General features: G+C 45.9%; 15 protein-coding genes. 10 read left to right on the plus strand and 5 right to left on the minus strand.

Annotated features, from left to right (window positions below):
* Window positions 1-17 precede the first annotated feature (17 nt).
* Genes D7V92_RS15920 through D7V92_RS15930 form a run of 3 tightly spaced genes read left to right on the plus strand, consistent with a single transcriptional unit; the run spans window position 18 to window position 4775 of the window.
* Window positions 18-437 carry a hypothetical protein gene (locus D7V92_RS15920; protein ID WP_005860099.1) on the plus strand — a complete coding sequence of 140 codons (420 nt, stop codon included), beginning with the start codon at window positions 18-20 and terminating at the stop codon, window positions 435-437.
* Window positions 438-454: 17 nt separating this feature from the next.
* Window positions 455-1258: a metal ABC transporter permease gene (locus D7V92_RS15925; RefSeq protein WP_005860097.1), complete on the plus strand. Its 804-nt coding sequence runs from the start codon at window positions 455-457 to the stop codon at window positions 1256-1258.
* A 7-nt stretch (window positions 1259-1265) separates the two neighbouring features.
* Window positions 1266-4775, plus strand: a complete 3510-nt coding sequence (locus D7V92_RS15930) for a tetratricopeptide repeat protein (protein ID WP_121773290.1) — start codon at window positions 1266-1268, stop codon at window positions 4773-4775.
* Window positions 4776-4787: 12 nt separating this feature from the next.
* Here the strand turns inward: D7V92_RS15930 and map are convergent, their stop codons facing one another.
* From map to D7V92_RS15955, 5 genes are all read right to left on the minus strand, one after another.
* A complete protein-coding gene (gene map / locus D7V92_RS15935) occupies window positions 4788-5645 on the minus strand; it encodes a type I methionyl aminopeptidase (RefSeq protein WP_005860093.1) in 858 nt (285 codons plus the stop codon).
* A 71-nt stretch (window positions 5646-5716) separates the two neighbouring features.
* The gene (locus tag D7V92_RS15940; protein ID WP_005863489.1) at window positions 5717-6730 is read right to left on the minus strand and encodes an AI-2E family transporter; all 1014 of its coding nucleotides are present in this window, start codon (window positions 6728-6730) and stop codon (window positions 5717-5719) included.
* Between the two features lie 56 nt (window positions 6731-6786).
* Entirely contained in the window at window positions 6787-7962 is a 1176-nt protein-coding gene (gene nagA, locus D7V92_RS15945; RefSeq protein ID WP_121773291.1) for an N-acetylglucosamine-6-phosphate deacetylase, read from the minus strand.
* A gap of 11 nt (window positions 7963-7973) precedes the next feature.
* A complete protein-coding gene (locus D7V92_RS15950; RefSeq protein ID WP_121773292.1) occupies window positions 7974-9356 on the minus strand; it encodes a S41 family peptidase in 1383 nt (460 codons plus the stop codon).
* Between the two features lie 76 nt (window positions 9357-9432).
* Entirely contained in the window at window positions 9433-11118 is a 1686-nt protein-coding gene (locus tag D7V92_RS15955; RefSeq protein ID WP_009016699.1) for a Na/Pi cotransporter family protein, read from the minus strand.
* A gap of 83 nt (window positions 11119-11201) precedes the next feature.
* Between D7V92_RS15955 and D7V92_RS15960 the strand changes: the two genes are divergently transcribed.
* The 7 genes from D7V92_RS15960 to dut all read left to right on the plus strand — a co-directional run bounded on the left by D7V92_RS15960 (window position 11202) and on the right by dut (window position 18578).
* Window positions 11202-12869, plus strand: coding sequence for a nucleoside kinase (locus D7V92_RS15960; protein ID WP_057328463.1), 1668 nt, complete (start codon window positions 11202-11204; stop codon window positions 12867-12869).
* A 308-nt stretch (window positions 12870-13177) separates the two neighbouring features.
* The gene (gene rpoN, locus D7V92_RS15965) at window positions 13178-14635 is read left to right on the plus strand and encodes an RNA polymerase factor sigma-54 (RefSeq protein ID WP_057328462.1); all 1458 of its coding nucleotides are present in this window, start codon (window positions 13178-13180) and stop codon (window positions 14633-14635) included.
* A gap of 6 nt (window positions 14636-14641) precedes the next feature.
* Window positions 14642-15262, plus strand: coding sequence for a hypothetical protein (locus D7V92_RS15970; RefSeq protein ID WP_036618678.1), 621 nt, complete (start codon window positions 14642-14644; stop codon window positions 15260-15262).
* A 16-nt stretch (window positions 15263-15278) separates the two neighbouring features.
* Complete coding sequence (gcvH, locus tag D7V92_RS15975) at window positions 15279-15659, plus strand: glycine cleavage system protein GcvH (RefSeq protein ID WP_036618680.1); 381 nt, start codon at window positions 15279-15281, stop codon at window positions 15657-15659.
* Between the two features lie 2 nt (window positions 15660-15661).
* Window positions 15662-16168 (plus strand): 5-(carboxyamino)imidazole ribonucleotide mutase, encoded by a 507-nt coding sequence (purE, locus tag D7V92_RS15980; RefSeq protein WP_005860041.1) that lies wholly within the window; start codon window positions 15662-15664, stop codon window positions 16166-16168.
* Window positions 16169-16274: 106 nt separating this feature from the next.
* Window positions 16275-18110 (plus strand): 4-hydroxy-3-methylbut-2-en-1-yl diphosphate synthase, encoded by a 1836-nt coding sequence (locus D7V92_RS15985; protein WP_121773293.1) that lies wholly within the window; start codon window positions 16275-16277, stop codon window positions 18108-18110.
* A gap of 33 nt (window positions 18111-18143) precedes the next feature.
* Window positions 18144-18578 carry a dUTP diphosphatase gene (dut, locus tag D7V92_RS15990; protein WP_005860037.1) on the plus strand — a complete coding sequence of 145 codons (435 nt, stop codon included), beginning with the start codon at window positions 18144-18146 and terminating at the stop codon, window positions 18576-18578.
* The last annotated feature ends 24 nt before the right edge of the window (window positions 18579-18602 follow it).

Here is an 18602-nt window from a genome sequence, read left to right on the forward strand (position 1 = left end):
CAATTTTCAATTGAATTATGTGGTACATTGTCATAAGTCTTATAGGCCTGGGTGTCGTAGCCGCTATCGCCGGATATTTCCGGAATAAGAAACTTCAGAAGATGCTGGAACGGGGGGAGATCTCGGAGATCCCCGAGGCACAGGAGATTCCGGAGGTTTGCTGCGGACAACATGAGACTTGCGAGCGGGATAGTTTATTAGCCGCCGTCAGCAAGAAAATCGAATATTATAACGATGAGGAACTGGATCGGTTCCAAGGAGTGGAAGCGGACGCTTACGATGAGGAAGCCGTTGAGGAGTTTAGTGAAGTGCTTTATACCCTCCGGGAAGTGGAGGTGGCCGGTTGGCTCCGTAGCCTGCAATTGCGAGGGATCAATTTGCCGGATGCCTTGAAGGATGAGGCATTCCTGATCATTGGCGAACGCCGTACTCATTAATTTAGGAAACGAATCATATGGATTTATTGCAATATGCCTTTTTTCAGAACGCCTTGATCGGGAGCTTGCTAACCGCCATCGCTTGTGGGATTGTCGGGACTTACATCGTATCCCGCCGGTTGGTATTTATCAGCGGAGGGATCACGCATGCTTCGTTCGGAGGTTTGGGCTTGGGTTTTTATCTGGGAACAAACCCGATCTTGATGGCGATGTTGTTTTCGATCCTCTCTGCCTTTGGCGTGGAGTGGGCGAGCAAGACGCAAAACGTAAGGGAGGATTCCGCTATAGCGGGCGTATGGTCGCTGGGTATGGCTTTGGGCGTGATTTTCATCTTTCTTACCCCGGGGTACGCCCCGAATCTATCCGCTTATTTATTTGGCAATATATTAACGATCTCTACGGCCGATATCTTATGGATTTTAGGGTTGGTGGTATTGTTGATACTCATATTCTCCCTTTTCCTCCGTGAGATTGTTTACGTGGCGTTCGATCGTGACTTCGCTGTCACGCAAGGCCTGCCGGTAAAATGGATCGAGTATACGATGATGTGCTTTATCGCCATGACAATTGTTCTTTCGATCCGTTTGGTAGGGATTATGCTATTGATGAGTTTGCTGACCTTGCCTCAAATAACGGTGAACCTGTTTACTTCCGACTTCAAGAAGATCATGTGGGGAAGTATCGCGATCGGCTTTCTGGGTTGCGTGTCCGGACTGGTTCTTTCTTATTTCCTGAACGTGCCTTCCGGTGCGTTTATCATCTTGTTTTTGGTGGTCCTCTTTTTGGCCTTGAAAGCAATAAAACCGTTGTTACGGCGTTAATTAAAGAATGAAAAAAGGGTTTTATTACATAGTGGCGTTATTAACGGTACTCTTGCTTTGGTCGTGCAGCACGAAGAAGAACACGAAAGCGAGCCGTTTTTATCATGCCTTTACGACCCGTTATAATATTTATTTCAATGGAAAACAAGCGTTTGACGAGGCACTGAAAAGCCAACAGGACGGATATAAAGAGAACTATTCCGACAGGATCTATATGTATCCGATTAGCGCCCAGCCTAAAGACAAAGCCGAGCCGGGCGGCCCTTTCGACCGGACGATCGAGAAAAGTAATAAAGCTATTAAATTACACTCCATAAAAGCGAAACCGGCCAAGAAACCGGGCTGGCGGAATAATCCCAAACTACGTGCTATCCAAGAACAAGAGGAATATAATCCTTTCTTAAAGAATAGTTGGCTGATCATGGGACAGGCGCAATTTTACAATGCCGATTTCCTGCAAGCCTCCGCTACCTTTTCCTATATAGCCCGTCATTACGCGAAGGACGAGGAGGTCGTGGCCGAGGCCCGTTTGTGGCAAGCCCGTTGTTATTCCGAGATGGGTTGGTTCTATGAATCCGAGGATATCTTGGATAAGATGAACAAGAACGGTATTCCTGCTTCCGCCTTGAAGCAATATGCGGCGGTGTATGCCGATTATTTGATCAAGAACGGGCAGTTCGAGGATGCCATCCCTTATCTGAAGACCGCTATCAAGGCGGAGAAAAACCGGAAGCAACGTACCCGGATGAAGTATCTTTTGGGACAAATCTATGCGGATCAAGAATTAGATGGCTTGGCTTATAAGACCTTTGGTGAGGTAGCCCGTTCGAATCCTCCGTATGAGTTGGAATTTGCCTCACGTATCCGTCAGACAGAAGTATTCTCGGGTACGAATTACTTGAAAGTGGTGAAGATGCTCGAGAAAATGGCGAAAAGCCAGAAGAATAAGGATTATCTGGATCAAGTATACTATGCTTTAGGAAATGTATACCTCAGCCGGGAAGATACGGTGAATGCCATAAAGAACTATCAACTCGGTATCGATAAGAGTACATTGAATGGAATGGATAAGGCGATCTGCCAGATAAAGCTGGGAGATATCTATTTTACGATGCGGGATTACGTGAAAGCGCAACCTTGCTTTAGCGGAGCCTTAGCCGGAATTCAAAAGGAATACAGGGATTATGAACGGGTTTCTAAATTGTCGGCGATTCTGGATGAATTGGTCGTGCATGTAGAAGCGGTCCATCTTCAAGACAGTTTGCAAGCCTTGGCTAAATTACCGGAAGCGGAGCGGTTAGCGATTATCGATAAGAAGATTGAGGAGGTAAAGAAAGAGGAGGAAGAGGCGAAAGCCTTGGCTGAGAAGGAGGCTTATCTGGCCGAGCAGGAAGCGAAAGGCACTGGAATCGACCGTCCCGGTACGGAAACCAACGCTGTTGTCTTGCCGAACGCGTCCGGTGGAGCGTCTTTCTATTTCTATAACCCTCAGACTGTAGCGCAAGGAAAGACACAGTTCCAGCGTAAATGGGGACGTCGTCCGTTGGAAGATCACTGGCGCCGCCGTAAGAAGGAACTCTCTACCTTTAATGAGAATCTGGATGAGGAGATGCTGGCCGAGGGAGATTCCACCCAAATGGTAGGGCCGGACGGTGAGCCGTTGCCGACCGATTCGATAGGCGGTGATCTGCCGGCTGTTGCCGCCGATGATCCGCATACCCGTGAGTATTACCTACAGCAGTTACCTTTCACGCAAGAGGATATAGACGCTTCTAACATTATTATTATAGACGGTCTTTACAATATGGCGATGATCTATAAAGATAAGTTGGAAGATATCCCCTTATCTGTCGAGGCGTTCGAGAATTTGGAACGCCGTTTCCCGGATAATGAGCACCGTTTGGAGAGCTATTATCAAGTATATTTGATGGCCCTGAAAACCGGAAATACAGCGTTGGCTACCGAGTATAAGAATAAACTAATGAACGCCTTCCCGGAAAGCGATTATGCGGTAGCTGTGGCTGATCCGAATTACGAGTATAATATCCGCATGATGGATGTGGTACAAGACTCGATCTATCAAGCTACTTACGACCGCTATCTGGAGAGCGATACAGCGTATGTACGTAAGAGTTTCCGGTACGTAAGCGAGAAATATCCATTGGCTACATTGATGCCTAAATTCATGTTCTTGGATGCGTTATCATATGTGCAGGCCGGGGATGCGGAAGGCTTTAAGAATGCCTTGAAAGCGCTGGTCGAGAAGTATCCGAATGCGGATGTCACGGAACTGGCCGGGGAGATGTTGAAAGGTGTTCTTCGGGGACGTGCCTTGGTGCAGGGCGGTGTGAAAGGTATGAGTTGGAACTTACGATTCGGTTTGGGCGAGGATGGTATGTTATCTGCCGAGGATTCGGCCCGTGTATTTAATCCGGAACGGAACACGCCTTATCAGATGCTTTTGGTATATCCTACGGGTAGCGTAGATCAGAACCAGTTGCTATTCGTTGTCGCCGCTTATAACTTCGCGAACTTCATGGTAAAAGAGTTTGATTTGGCTTTGGAGCAGGCCGGCCCGATCAGTATGCTGGCGATTAAAGGATTCATTAGTTTTGAGGAGATTATCCAATATTATAAGATGATATACGGTAAGGATGGCTATGCTACGGCCTTGAATAAAGCGGTTGCCGTGTTACCGATCTCTGATGATAATTATGAGACCTTGATGCGTGGCAAGACCTTGGATGAATATATCACCTTCTTCGATGAGAGCTTCGGTGAGGAATTACCGGATCTGGCAGGTCGTTGGAAAGCCCGTATGGAAGCCGCTAAGGAGGAGGAGGCGACTGAAGATGAAATGATCACGGAAGAAGAAGCCGAAGTTCCGGAAGAGGAACAACAGCCTGTTCAAGAACCTGTCCGACAGCCCGAGATACAGCCTATACCAGTCGTCCCGGATACGATTGAGGTCCCTGCGTTTGACAAACCGGAAATCCAGCCTGTCGATACCCTTCGTAAGGATACGGTTCCTGTTGTTCAGCCGGCGGTTGAGGATCAAGGCATGACCTTGAAAGAAATCCAAGAGATCCGTAAACGGGAAGCTGCCGAAGAAGAAGCCCGCAAGGAAGAGGCTCGTAAGGCTTTCGAGGCCCAGCAAAAGGCGGATAAGGAATTACGTGAGCAGAAAGCGAAAGAACAGGAAGAACTTCTCAAGAAGCAAGCGGAGGAAGAACGTGCCCTGTTGAAAGCGAAGGCTGATCGAGAGAAACAGCTGGAAGCCGACCGTAAAGCCAAGCTGAAACAAGCGGAAGCGGATCGTAAGGCGAAACTGAAAGCTCGTGAGGACCTTCGTAAGGAAAAGGAACGTGCTTATAAGCAACGCTTGAAAGAGAAAGAAAAAGAACGTAAGGAGAAGGAACGTTTATACAAGCAAAAATTGAAAGAGAAAGAAAAAGCCCGCAAGGAAGCCTTGCGGGAAAAGGAAAAGGCCGCCCGGGAAAAGGCCCGGAAGCGTTAATTGCATTAGATATTAATAGGTAAGAATTTCCAATCCTGTCTCTGTCATCAAGAAGGTATGTTCCCATTGGGCGGAGGGTAGTTCATCCTCGGTGATGACCGTCCAACCGTCTTCCTCGTCGATAAATACTTTCCAAGTACCCATGTTAATCATAGGCTCGATCGTAAAGACCATACCCGGAACTAAAAGCATCCCAGTTCCTTTCCGTCCGAAATGACAAACTTCCGGTTCCTCATGGAATTCCAGACCGACGCCATGTCCGCATAAATCCCGTACGACAGAGAATCCGTTTTTCTCCGCATGCTTTTGAATAGCGTTGCCTATATCACCGACGAATCCGAACGGTTTCGCCGCTTTCATACCGATCTCCAGACATTCCTTGGCGACCTGTACCAATTTCTGCTTTTCCGGAGATACGTTCCCGATCATGAACATGCGGGACGCATCCGAATAATAACCATCTAAAATAGTTGAGACATCCACATTAATAATGTCACCGTCTCTTAGGATCTCCTTCTCACTGGGAATACCGTGACAAACGACCTCGTTGATAGAGGTACATACACTTTTAGGGAACCCCTCATAGTTTAAGGGGGCTGGAATCGCTCCATGCCCTACCGTATAATCATACACCAATTTATCGATAACAGCTGTAGACATACCTTCTTTAATCTCCTTCTGGATTAAATCCAGCACCCCTGTATTGATCACGCTACTTCTGCGGATGCCCTCAATCTGCTCTGGAGTCTTGATAAGCTTGCGGGTGGGTACTAAATGTCCTTTATTTTGGATATATAGGATTTTCTTGTCTAATTCGGTGAGAGGTTGCCCCTTGATAGGCTTCCAATTGTTTACTGTTCTACGTGACATATTAATTCGTTTTGCTCAAAATGTAGTGTAAAGGTATGACTTTTTAAGATACCCTGTCCTGTAGATACTCTTTATTTATCCAAATAGCTCTTCTTGAAGATATCTATACAAAGAAGGAATAAGGATAATAACAACGGCCCGAAGATGATCCCCATAAATCCGAATAAGGACAACCCGATTACGACTCCGAAGACGGTGATTAACGGATGTATATCCGCCAACTTCTTTTGTAGGATAAAACGAATCAGATTATCGACGTTCGTAATAACAAGCAAGGCATAAATAGCCAATCCCAAGGCATGTACCCAATCTCCGTTTAAAGCCATATAAGCCGCCAACGGAACCCAGACCAATGCGGTCCCTACAATGGGAATGATCGTAGCGATACAAGTGAGAAACCCAAATAACAGCGGATCGGGAGTCTGAAAGATAAAGTAACCGATCACTGCTACGATACCTTGTATAACCGCCAAAAGAGGGATACCTATGGCGTTTGATTTTACGATCATATTGATCTCGTTGAGTACCTCATCCTTGTTTTGATCACTGAAGGGGAATAAGGTGTATAGATAGTTTTCCATTTTTCTTCCGCCTATCAGCATGAAGTACAGAATGAAAATCAAGACGACGACATTTACGGCGAAACTGCTTATGCTACCCACTAAAAACTGTCCGATTTGTGGGAGTATAGAGGCCGCTTTTAATAAGTTTCCTCTATCCAGTACATCAAACCCGGTCTTTTCCTGAACTAGATCCGCTATATGTTGGCCTGTATTTAGCAGTACAGTCGGGTCTAAATTAATATTTTGAGTTTTGTTGATTACCAACCAGATCGCCAATGTGATTGGGATTAAGAAACATAAGATTGTTTCCCCCAGTAACAGTAAAGCTGCAAAAGCCGGTCTCATATTTAGCTTTTCTGTCAGATGGAACATCTGTCCACGCAGCAATATATAGATGGTGAATGCTCCAAGTATACCTCCAAGAAACGGGGTAATCTTAAAAAATAGAATTACCCCTAGTCCTAATATAATGGTGATCAATGAGTATCTCCAGTAATGTTCTTTTACGTTTTCCATATACATTCATGCCCTTATTTATCTAAAAACAAGATAGGAGAAGTCATTGTTTATTGGATTTCTTATTCTTTGGAGAGCCGTTTACCTTCGATGAAGGTCTCTTGAATCTCTATATCGTTGTTGAAAATGATGATATCGGCATCCTTTCCTTTCTCCAATGTTCCTTTACGGTCTAAAATACCCATTAGGCGGGCTGGGCTTTCGGAAGCCATACGAACAGCGTCGTGCAATGGAATTTCCGCTTTCTCGACTAAGGTACGGATCAAGCGGATTCCGGTAGCTATACTTCCTGCGATAGCTGAGCGATCGGCTAATTTACATACGCCTTCCTCGATAATTACCCGGGAGTCCGGAAAATGTTCCGTACCGTTATCGCAAGCGGCGGCGGCCATTGCGTCCGTGATTAAGGACGTACGTTCTACCCCTTTGATTTGATATACCAACTTTAAGATTGCTGGTGGTACGTGGATACCATCGGCTACAACTTCAACGGTCATATCTTTCATGAGATAAATACCTTCTACCGTTCCTTCATGTTTATACTCACGGTCTTTATGGACGGAAGTCATGGCATTGTAGAAGTGGGTAGCATGGGTGAATCCGGCTTCGTATGCTTTTTTCACTTGGAGATAATCGGCTGTGGTGTGGGCTAGTGAAACCAACACACCATGAGCTGACGCATATTTACCGAATTCCAAGGCCCCGTCAAGCTCGGGGGCGGCGCTCCAGCGTTTAATACATTGGGTACTGTTTAGTAATTCCTTATATTCTTGGGGATCGGGCGGGTAAATATAATTAGGGTCTTGTCCGCCTTTCATAGCCATATTCAAATAGTTGCCTTCGAGATGTAATCCCATGATACGGGCCCCCTGTTCCGGGTGGTTCATGATGTGCTCGCAGGTCTTGATCGCTTCCCGGAAGGTCTCGATAGGGGCCGCTGCCAATGTAGGATATAAAGCTGTTGTTCCCTGTAAAGCATGTGCTCTTGTGATCGCATAGAACGCTTTCGGGGTAGCTTCCGTGAAATCATGTCCGTTGCCGCCGTGTACATGCGTGTCGATACAGCCGGGAGCCACATAATATCCTTTTGCGTCGATGATCTCCGCATGAGGAATCTCCCGGTTTTGCCCGGTGATATCCACTATTTTCCCATCTGAGATGATGATTTGCCCGTTTGGTAGGAGGCCCGAAGGAGTTAATACTTTTGCGTTTATGATTTTAAGAAATGCGCTTTCCATATATTTTGTTTTTAGTCTTTTGGAATCAGTAATAAGTTATCCTTATAGGACAACGGGGGATTATATTGGATTTCCCGGTTGCCCCTCGGGGTAGCGGATCGTAAGAGTGGTGACTGGCCGGTTATCTCGTAAATAGCTTGTCCTAATAAAGGATCCTTCAAATCTCCGAATTCAGCTAGATCACTCTTGAATTCATCAATAGCTATATCGGGATGAAATCCGTCTTCATAATCAGCTTCCCGATCCTTATTATAAATATGGAAAGTGACGGGAGAAAGTATCCAGCCATATTTTTTAGATTCATTGTAGATCGTCATACCGACGGTCTTGCCAAAAGTCTGCTTACCGATAACCCGAACGTCTAGATAAGATCGTAGCGAGTTAATGATAAGTTCGGAGGCAGAAGCCGTAGTTGAACCTGTCAAAACAAATAGCCGTTGTAGGTTTAAGTTTCCCGCCATGACCTCGGTCGTTTTGAGTAAAGGCAAGGTCTCATTTTTATTGGAGTTTTTATCGTTATACTCCATGATACATAAAGGTTCTCCTAAAACGTTTTCACGGACTAATAGCGAAGCCAGTAATTGGGCGCAATTGACAAGCCCACCCCCATTATAGCGTAAATCAAGTACGAACTCATTGACGTTGCGGCTTTTGAATTTTTCGAAGAGTTGTTGCAAATAAAGATTATAACTAGTGTCGCTATAATCGTATTCATCTGGTCTGGAGGCGAAATGGTTGTACATCAAATAGCCGATTCGCTTATTGCCATATGTGTATACGGAATCTTTTAGGAATGGGGTGTCTTCTACCGTTCGGGATGCGTTCAAGGTAACTCTTCGGGTGGAGACGAATCCCTTGGTGTTTCCTATTTCTTTTCCTAGTTGGAGGGATACGCTGCCTCCGCTTCTCAACACATCATAGTCTTGGATAGAACCCAAGGAGCCGTTTACACCAAGTATCCAGTCTCCCCGTTTCAATCCGGCTTCTTCGGCGGGTGAATCCTTTAATACATAAAGGACAATGGCTATTTTATAGGTACTGCCTCCGTCTTTAAGGTTGGAAGTCGCGAAATCGAATCCATATGAGTTGTTCGCGTCGTAAATGCTCTTTGTTACGGTCGCTTTCTCTAATTGGGAAAAGTAATGATGACCTTCAGGAAGATCTTTCCCGTCTTTATCGGATAACAGGCCCTTGAAGAAGGTCTCCGGATCAAGACTAAAGTCCAAGGAACTTTTATCCGGGAACTCGGAATACCAAAGATAATTCTCTCGCATCGTTTGCTCGATCCATTGATTTACTTCATTGTCGGTTGCCGGAATGTCAATATCATCTTTCTCGCAAGCGGAGAATGCTAAAAGGCCAAGGATAACGATCGTATAATACTTATAATTCATAGTGGATATATATTAAAAACAGCCCTTCTCTCAATAACGGAAAAGGGCTGTTGATATTGTTAAGGACAAATATACGCTATATTTTCTTCTCGATAACCGCTTGAACAACATTTAATACATAATCGCCCAGCTTTTCACTTTCACTAACCATGTCCATGTAATAAACGCCATCTTGATATTGGTACAGCTTATTGTTGATATCTTCGATATTCCGGCTCTTCAACTGGTTACGATAGTTGTTGATCTCGTTCTCTATGTTATAAGAAGGATTGATATCATCATGTACGAGTTCCGGTTTATGCAAAATTAGGTTCATGCGATTTAACGCCCCGGATACCAGCTCGAACATATGATCCAAGTGCTTGTTTTGCTCCTCCGTGAATTCGGATTTGAACTCGTTTCTGCGTTTGATACTTCGGGCAAGGTTATTACAAGAATCTGCTATACTCTCGATTTCCGAGACGGCACGTAGCATGATACGGATTTCTTCCTTACTTTCAGAACTCAAACGGCCTTCCGATACTTCAGTCAAGTAATTTGCGATCTCGATCTCCATGCGGTCGCTGATATTCTCGTATTTCTCGATGCGGCTATAAGTCTTGAGGAAGGTCTCCTCATTCTTCTCGTAGAATAATTCTTTCACCATATTAAACATCCTAGCCGTACGCTCGGCGAATAATGAGATTTCTTTATGAGCTTGTAGGATGGAAAGCTCGGCGGTGGATAACATACCTCCCGTGATATAGCGAAGGCGGTATTCCTCGTCTTCCACCTTGGGCTTGATAAGCGTACATACGGTCTTTTCGATCAAGCTTACGAACCAGATCATAATGAAAGTATTACTGATATTGAATGCAGTGTGGAACGCTGCCAGTTTAAAGGATACCGCCACAGCCGGATCACTGACCTTCATTACATGGGTAACAAACCATGAGACGGCATTCGTGAAAGGGTAGAAGAGCACCAAAACCCACATGACACCGAAAACGTTGAAAACAAGGTGCGCTAACGCGGCTCGTCGTGCTTGTGTGTTTCCGGTTAATGCGGCTAAGTTGGCCGTAATCGTAGTTCCGATATTCTCGCCTAATACCAAAGCGACTCCCAAATGGTAATCGATCCAGCCGTTGGCACACATAATCAATGTAATAGCCATCGTGGCGGCGGAGGCTTGTACGATCATGGTTAAGATCGCTCCGATAAATAAGAACAAGATGATGGAGAAAAATCCCATATCCGTATAATTCTGCACGAAAGCCAGCATTTCCGGATTCGCTCCGAGGTCCGGGGCGTTTGCCTTTAAACTTTGAAGACCCATGAACAGGAACGCGAAACCAAAAACAAATTCACCAATTGATTTACGAGAGCTTTTTCCTGAGAAGAAGAGTGGGAGAGCGAAAGCTAAAAGGGGAAGGGCGAATGCGGCGATATCGACCTTGAAACCGAGGGCGGAGATAAGCCATGCCGTTACCGTGGTTCCGATGTTGGCACCCATAATGACTCCGATGGATTGGGTCAATGTCAAGAGTCCGGCATTCACGAAACTCACGACCATAACCGTCGTAGCCGATGATGATTGGATAAGAGCCGTTATTAACACCCCGGTGAGCATACCGGTTACTCTGTTCGTGGTCATTGCGGTTAGTATTCGTCGTAAACTGTCACCCGCAAATTTTTGTAACCCTTCACTCATGATCTTCATTCCGTACAAGAACAGCGCCAAGGAGCCGATCAGCCGGAGAAAATCAAAAAAAGAATAGTCCATTTAAATTACGTTTAAGTGGATTGTATATCCGATTAATATTCCTAACTTTAGGGGGCGAATTTACAAATAATAACTGAGATAGTATGTCTGAGACAATAACAATTTACTGCAAAAATAATAATACCTACAAGGATGTACCCATTGGTTCTTCGTTGTTGGACATTTATACGGCGGTTGGCGCTCCGCTTCGGTACAGGCCGATGAACGCGCAAGTGAATAATAAGACGGAAAGCTTGAACTTCCGTTGCTGGCAACCGAAGGATATCGAATTTATCGACTATACTCAATTATCCGGATTGAGAACCTATGTCCGCTCGCTTTGCCATATATTTTCCAAGGCGGTGTATGATATTTGGCCGACGGCGACCTTAAATCTGGAACATCCGGTGTCGAAAGGTTACTATTGCGTGATCCATAACGGCAAGAACATCGATCTGGAGACGATCGAGAAGATCAAGAAACGTATGTGGGAGTTGATTGACGCGGATCTTCCTTTCCTCCATAAGAGTGTCCGTACGGTGGATGCCGCCGTATTGTTCAGGGAGCGGGGTATGAATGATAAGGCTCGCTTAATAGAGACGGCGGGATTGCCTTATACCTCTTATTATGAGTTGGAAGGTTATATCAACTTCTTTTATGGCTGTTTAACCCCTTCGACCGGCTATATCCAATTGTTTGACTTGGAACCGTATATGGATGGCGTTTTGCTCCGTATCCCGAAGCAGACCGATCCGATGGAATTGCAGCCTGTCATCAAGCAGGATAAGATGTTCGAGGCTTATAAGGAACACCTTACATTGCAGCGGACTGTCGGCTTAGATAATGTGGGGGATTTGAATTTAGCGATAGAGAAAGGCCGCTCTCAGGATATAATCCTTGTCTCTGAGGCGATGCAGGAAAAACAGGTTGCCAAGATCGCCGAAAAGATCGCCGATGGATATAAAGAGGGCATCCGTATCGTCTTGATCTCCGGCCCTTCTTCTTCGGGAAAGACTACGTTTTGCAAGCGTTTGCAAGTACAATTGACGACTAACCTGCTTCATCCGGTAGGAATTTCCTTGGATGATTATTTCTTGAATCGGGAAGATACACCGAAAGATGAGCATGGCGAGTATGATTTTGAATCTTTGTATGCGCTGGATTTACCTTATTTTAATAAGGATTTGAAGAAGTTGTTATCCGGGGAAGAGATCGATTTGCCGACTTTTAATTTCGAGACCGGCCAACGGGTTTTCAAAGGGAAGAAGCTTAAGCTTCGTGAGAACTCGATCTTGGTGATAGAAGGTATCCATGCCTTGAATCCGGAGCTGACGGAGTTTATCGACGATAAATATAAGTATCGGGTGTATGTCTCGGTCTTGACCTCTATCTCCTTGGATAACCACAACTGGATACCCACGACGGACAATCGCCTGCTGCGCCGTATCATCCGGGATTATCGCTTTAGGGGATATTCGGCGGAAGATACGATCAACCGTTGGCCGAGTGTTCGCCGGGGTGAGGACAAATGGATCTTTCCGTATCAGGAGAATGCGGACGCTATGTTTAATAGCGCCATGTTGTATGAGTTGGCCGCTTTGCGGAAATATGCGGAACCGATCCTAGCGCAAGTACCCGAGAGCAATAAAGCGAATGCCGAGGCATATCGTTTGCTTCGTTTCCTTCGCTACTTTAATTATATCCCTACGGAAGAGTTGCCGGGAACTTCTTTGCTCCGTGAATTCTTGGGGGGAGGAAGCTTCAAGTACTAGGTAGAATCAGACTCTATAAAGCCTTTAAAAAAAGACGTACGTGTTTTTCCGAAAACATGTACGTCTTTTTTTGAAAACACGTACGTGTTTTTATGTTACCCCTTTTTGACAAAATGTTTCGGGGCCCGGATTTAAGCTGTTTGTTATTTGGAGGCCGGGCAATGATCCGTCGGGCAAAAGATCATGCACCTTGTTTAGAACTATTATAGTTTAATAGCTGTACTGTTAAAACTAAAAACTTATATTTGCATGTTGATAAATAAGAGGGCGGGTGATTGTCCTGCCCTTACAGTGCAATGAGTTAGATTATGTTAAAGCAACAGTTACAACAAAAGTTACAGCAAAAGCTATCCCCTCAGCAGATACAGTTGATACGGCTTCTGGAGCTTCCCGCGATCGAGTTGGAAGAACGTGTGAGGCATGAGCTGGAAGATAACCCAGCCTTGGAGGAAGGAAAAGAGCCTGTTGATGATTTTGAACGAACTGAAAGCGAGGAGGGGGGAGAAGAGATCCCTTCTGTTGATACTGAGACCGACCTTTCTTTGGGAGATTATTTAACGGAAGACGATATACCTGATTATAAGCTACGGGAAATGACCGAGCGTGCGGAACGGAAAGAGGATGTCCCCTTCTCCGTAAGCCAATCCTTGAATGAGTTTCTGTTACAGCAGCTCGGGTTAAGGGATTTACCGGATAAGCAAATGAAAATAGCGGAGTATATCATTGGAAATATCGATGATGACGGTTATTTGCGCCGGGACCTTTCGGCGATAGCGGACGATTTGATCTTCCAAGCCGGACAAGAGGTAGATGAGAAGGAGATCGAGTCTATCTTGAATATCATCCAAGATTTTGAGCCTGCCGGGGTAGGTGCCCGTGACTTGAAAGAATGTCTGTTGATCCAGCTGGATAAGAAGGAGAATACTCCGGTTACAAATTTGGCGATTCGTGTTTTGACCGAATATTTCGAGGAGTTCACCCGCAAACATTACGATAAGATCTTACGAGGTCTCGATATCGATGAGGAAACGTTAAAGAAGGTCATTCACGAGATTACTATGTTAAATCCGAAACCCGGAAGTAGTTGGGGTGGTTCTATGGAAGTGGCGATGAGCCAGATCATCCCGGATTTCGTGGTGGAAGCGCATAATGGAGAGCTTATCTTGAGCATGAATAACCGGGGGGTACCGGATATGCGTATCAACCGGGAGTATGCCGAGATGTTTCAGGATTATACGGCGAATAAGGCGAACCAAACCGCTGAGAGGCGGGATGCCGTACAGTTCGTGAAACAAAAGTTGGATTCCGCCCAGTGGTTCATCGACGCTATCAAGCAACGTAATGAGACCTTGCAGCGTACCATGGAGGCGATTATCTATTTACAACGGGACTTTTTCCTGACAGGCGATGAGGCTACCCTCCATCCCATGATCTTGAAAGACGTAGCGGAGCGTGCGGGATATGATATCTCCACTATTTCCCGGGTAAGTAACAGTAAATATGTGCAAACGAATTTCGGTATTTATCCGTTGAAATACTTTTTCTCCGAGTCTATGCAGACCGATACCGGTGAGGAGATCTCGACCCGTGAGGTGAAAAAGATCATGAAAGAACATGTAGATGCCGAAGATAAACGAAAACCGTTGACCGATGAGGAGTTGGCTACGATCCTGAAAGAAAAAGGGTATGTCATCGCCCGGCGTACGGTAGCGAAATACAGGGAGCAACTGGGGATTCCGGTAGCTCGTCTGAGAAAAGAAATATAAAAGCGTATGAAACTATTCTCGAATATAATATCCTTCGTGTTCCATCCGTTGCTTATGGTGACCTATGGGATCGTGTTGGCGTTGATGTTTACATTTCTCGCCATTTACCCGTTACCTGTGAAGCTGCTGATTGCCGGAGGTACCTTTATTTCGACAGCGATAGTTCCCGGGCTTTTCATCTTCTTATTGGTGAAAAATGGCGCGGCCGGCGATATAGAGCTTTCCGACCGGAAGGAGCGAGTGGTTCCTTATCTGATTTTTATCACTTCCATCTTGGTATGTATCTTTTTCCTGTATAAGATGCTGATGCCGTTTTGGTTGTTAGCGATGCTGATCGGGGCTTGCGTAGCCTTGGTAATCGCCTTATGCATCAATTTTGCTTGGAAGATTAGCGCGCATGCCATTGGTATCGGCGGGTTACTGGGCGGTATTATGGGAGTGGCGCGTATCCATATGATAAATCCCTACTGGGCTTTTATAGTCGTGTTGATCGTGGCTGGTTTATTAGGTACCTCGCGTATCTTTTTAAAAAGGCATACACCAATGCAGGTATATGCGGGGTTTTGTCTGGGATTTATATGTACCTTTGTAGCCTCATTAATGAGTTATATCTATTTATTCATCTAATAAAAACACTAAAATTATGAATTTTCCTGCAGATTTAAAGTACACAAAAGACCATGAGTGGATTCGTGTAGAAGGTGACGTAGCTTATGTTGGTATTACTGATTACGCTCAAGGCGAGCTAGGTGAGATCGTTTATGTAGACATTACGACAGAGGGGGAGACCGTCGCTAAAGAAGAGGTGTTCGGTACGATTGAAGCTGTTAAGACTGTTTCCGATCTTTTCATGCCGGTTAGCGGAGAGGTTTTGGAAGTAAACGCTGAATTGGAAGACGCTCCTGAATTGGTTAATGAAGACGCTTATGGTAAAGGTTGGTTAATCAAGATTTCTCTTACGGACGCTTCTGAGTTGGAGGAACTATTATCCCCTGAAGACTATCAAAAATTAATCGCTAAATAAGAATGACACCTGTTGTAAGTATTATCATGGGTAGTACCTCGGATCTACCCGTTATGGAGAAGGCGGCTAAGTTCTTGGATGAGATGGAGATCCCGTTCGAAATGCATGCTCTATCCGCGCACCGTACTCCCGCTGAGGTGGAGGCTTTCGCCAAAGGAGCTAAAGGACGTGGAATCAAGGTTATCATCGCCGCTGCCGGAATGGCCGCTCATCTTTGCGGTGTGATCGCTTCCATGACGACGGTTCCCGTGATCGGCGTGCCTATCAACTCTACGCTGGACGGTATGGATGCCTTGTTGGCTATCGTACAGATGCCTCCGGGAATCCCTGTGGCTACTGTCGGCATCAATGGCGCTTTGAACGCTGGTATCCTTGCGGTGCAGATGCTTGCCGTCGGCGACGAGCAACTTCAGGAGAAGCTATCCGCTTATAAGGAGGATTTGAAGAAGAAAATCGTGAAGGCTAACGAGGAGTTGGCTAAGGTTTCTTTTAAATACAAAACTAATTAATTGAAAGTTGAAAGTTGAGAATTGAAAATTAAGGAGAAAGTCTCTCTTTAGGTTTTCAGTTCTCAACACTCATTCTCAATTTTCAATTCTCAATTTTCAATTAACAATGGCTTACTTTAATTACAACCGCCGTAAATCATCCGTTGCCCAAATCGGTGACACACCCATGGGAGGTGAGAATCCTATCCGTATTCAATCCATGGCTAATGTATCAACGATGGATACGGAGGCGGCGGTAGCTCAAGCGATCCGTATGATCGAGGCGGGAGCTGAGTATGTGCGTTTTACGGCACAGGGGGAACGGGAAGCCCGAAACTTGGGCGAGATTCGTAAACAATTGAATGAGCAAGGGTATACGACTCCTTTGGTCGCTGATATCCATTTTAATCCTAGAGCGGCTGATGCCGCCGCCGGTGAGGTGGAAAAGGTACGTATCAATCCGGGAAACTATGTAGATAAGGTAAAGACATTCAGCCATCTTGAATATACGGATGAGGAATATGCCGCCGAGATCGAGAAGATCCGTGAGCGGTTCGCCCCTTTCTTGAATATTTGTAAGGCACATGGCACCGCTATTCGTATCGGTGTGAATCATGGCTCGCTCTCCGATCGTATCATGAGCCGTTATGGTGATACGCCCGAGGGGATGGTAGCGAGTTGTATGGAGTTTCTTCGCATTTGCCGGGAGGAGAATTTCCCGGATGTGGTTATTTCGATTAAGGCTTCCAATACCGTTGTCATGGTAAGGACCGTGCGGCTGTTAATTCGTACGATGGAGGCCGAGAATATGCATTACCCCTTGCACCTTGGGGTAACGGAGGCGGGTGACGGTGAGGACGGGCGTATCAAGAGCGCTGTCGGAATCGGTACGCTTCTATGTGACGGTATCGGTGATACGATCCGGGTTTCCTTGAGTGAGGACCCCGAGGCGGAAATGCCGGTAGCGCGTAAATTGGTGGATTATATTAGGGAACGGGAAAATCATCGTCCTATCGAGGCTTCGATGGCTCCCGGTTTCGATACGGTGGCGACATGCCGTCGTATAAGCCGTGTGGTGGAGGGTATCGGAGGTACTTTCCCGCCAGTCGTGATCTCCGATCGTAGTAGCGGGGATTTTGAGTTTGATCATTTGTCCTTGCCGGACTATATATATATAGGAAAGGAAGATCCGGATAATTTGCCGGATAATTTCCGTTTATTGGTAGACGCTCATTTTTGGAAAGAGCGTCCGAATGCTTTTCCTTGCTTCATCGCCTCGGAGGCGGAGGAGTTAAAGGATTACGATTGTCCGCTTAAGTTTATCCGTCTGACGTATATGGATCTTACGGATCGTATGTTGGAGATCTTGAAAGCGGATAAGACCGTGGTGGTTTTATTAAGTACACATCATCGGAATGGGGTTGGCTCGCAACGTGCGGCTATGCATAAATTGCTGATGGCGGGTTGTGACGTGCCGGTTGTCTTGCATCGTGATTTCTGGGAGACGGATGTGGAGTTGTTGCAACTGAAATCCGCCGCCGATTTCGGTACGCTTTTGCTGGATGGTTTCGGGGATGGCTTGATGCTGCACAATGAGGGATGCGAGGCGGTTGTCTCGGATCGCTGTATGTTCGGGATCTTGCAGGCTACAAGAACCCGTATCAGTAAGACGGAATATATCTCTTGTCCGAGTTGCGGACGTACCTTGTACGACCTGCAAACAACGATCGCCCGTATCAAGGAGGCTACTTCCCATTTAAAAGGCTTGAAGATCGGTATCATGGGCTGTATCGTAAACGGCCCCGGCGAGATGGCCGATGCCGACTATGGTTATGTGGGTGCCGGACGTGGACAAATCAGCCTGTATAAAGGTAAGGAATGTGTCCTCAAGAATATCCCCGAGGAAGACGCTGTAGAACGTTTAGTTCAGTTAATAAAAGAGAACGGGGATTGGGTTAATTGATTGACTATTGACAATTTGTTTATCTTTGCAAGTATGAAAGTAAGAATTATCAATAAATCGCATCACCCGCTGCCGGGTTATGCGACTCCTTTATCTGCCGGGATGGATATCCGGGCGAATTTGTCGGAATCGGTTGTGTTGAAACCGTTGGAACGTAAATTAATCCCGACCGGACTTTATATCTCGCTGCCGGAAGGCTATGAGGCCCAGATGCGTCCTCGTAGCGGGCTGGCTTTAAAGCATGGGATAACCCTGCTGAATACGCCGGGTACGATCGACGCCGATTATCGGGGGGAGATCGGTATCATTCTCGTGAATCTATCTTCCGAGCCTTTTACGGTGAATGATGGTGAGCGTATCTGCCAAATGGTTATAGCCGCTCATAGCCATGTGGATTGGGAGCCCGTGGAGACGTTGGATGATACCGAGCGGGGAGCCGGGGGATTCGGTCATACCGGAAAAGAATAAGAATAATAAGGTTAACAAGAATAA

The organism is Parabacteroides sp. CH2-D42-20 (genome assembly GCF_003670185.1).
Lineage (GTDB): Bacteria > Bacteroidota > Bacteroidia > Bacteroidales > Tannerellaceae > Parabacteroides > Parabacteroides distasonis.

Bases quoted from the DNA above. Each gene is read 5' to 3' on its own strand.
- nagA (WP_121773291.1), bottom strand. From the start codon at position 7,962: ATGGAAAGCGCATTTCTTAAAATCATAAACGCAAAAGTATTAACTCCT.
- D7V92_RS15925 (WP_005860097.1), top strand. From the start codon at position 455: ATGGATTTATTGCAATATGCCTTTTTTCAGAACGCCTTGATCGGGAGC.
- map (WP_005860093.1), bottom strand. From the start codon at position 5,645: ATGTCACGTAGAACAGTAAACAATTGGAAGCCTATCAAGGGGCAACCT.
- D7V92_RS15950 (WP_121773292.1), bottom strand. From the start codon at position 9,356: ATGAATTATAAGTATTATACGATCGTTATCCTTGGCCTTTTAGCATTC.
- dut (WP_005860037.1), top strand. From the start codon at position 18,144: ATGAAAGTAAGAATTATCAATAAATCGCATCACCCGCTGCCGGGTTAT.
- rpoN (WP_057328462.1), top strand. From the start codon at position 13,178: ATGTTAAAGCAACAGTTACAACAAAAGTTACAGCAAAAGCTATCCCCT.
- D7V92_RS15955 (WP_009016699.1), bottom strand. From the start codon at position 11,118: ATGGACTATTCTTTTTTTGATTTTCTCCGGCTGATCGGCTCCTTGGCG.
- D7V92_RS15970 (WP_036618678.1), top strand. From the start codon at position 14,642: ATGAAACTATTCTCGAATATAATATCCTTCGTGTTCCATCCGTTGCTT.
- D7V92_RS15940 (WP_005863489.1), bottom strand. From the start codon at position 6,730: ATGTATATGGAAAACGTAAAAGAACATTACTGGAGATACTCATTGATC.
- D7V92_RS15960 (WP_057328463.1), top strand. From the start codon at position 11,202: ATGTCTGAGACAATAACAATTTACTGCAAAAATAATAATACCTACAAG.
- purE (WP_005860041.1), top strand. From the start codon at position 15,662: ATGACACCTGTTGTAAGTATTATCATGGGTAGTACCTCGGATCTACCC.
- D7V92_RS15920 (WP_005860099.1), top strand. From the start codon at position 18: ATGTGGTACATTGTCATAAGTCTTATAGGCCTGGGTGTCGTAGCCGCT.
- D7V92_RS15985 (WP_121773293.1), top strand. From the start codon at position 16,275: ATGGCTTACTTTAATTACAACCGCCGTAAATCATCCGTTGCCCAAATC.
- D7V92_RS15930 (WP_121773290.1), top strand. From the start codon at position 1,266: ATGAAAAAAGGGTTTTATTACATAGTGGCGTTATTAACGGTACTCTTG.
- gcvH (WP_036618680.1), top strand. From the start codon at position 15,279: ATGAATTTTCCTGCAGATTTAAAGTACACAAAAGACCATGAGTGGATT.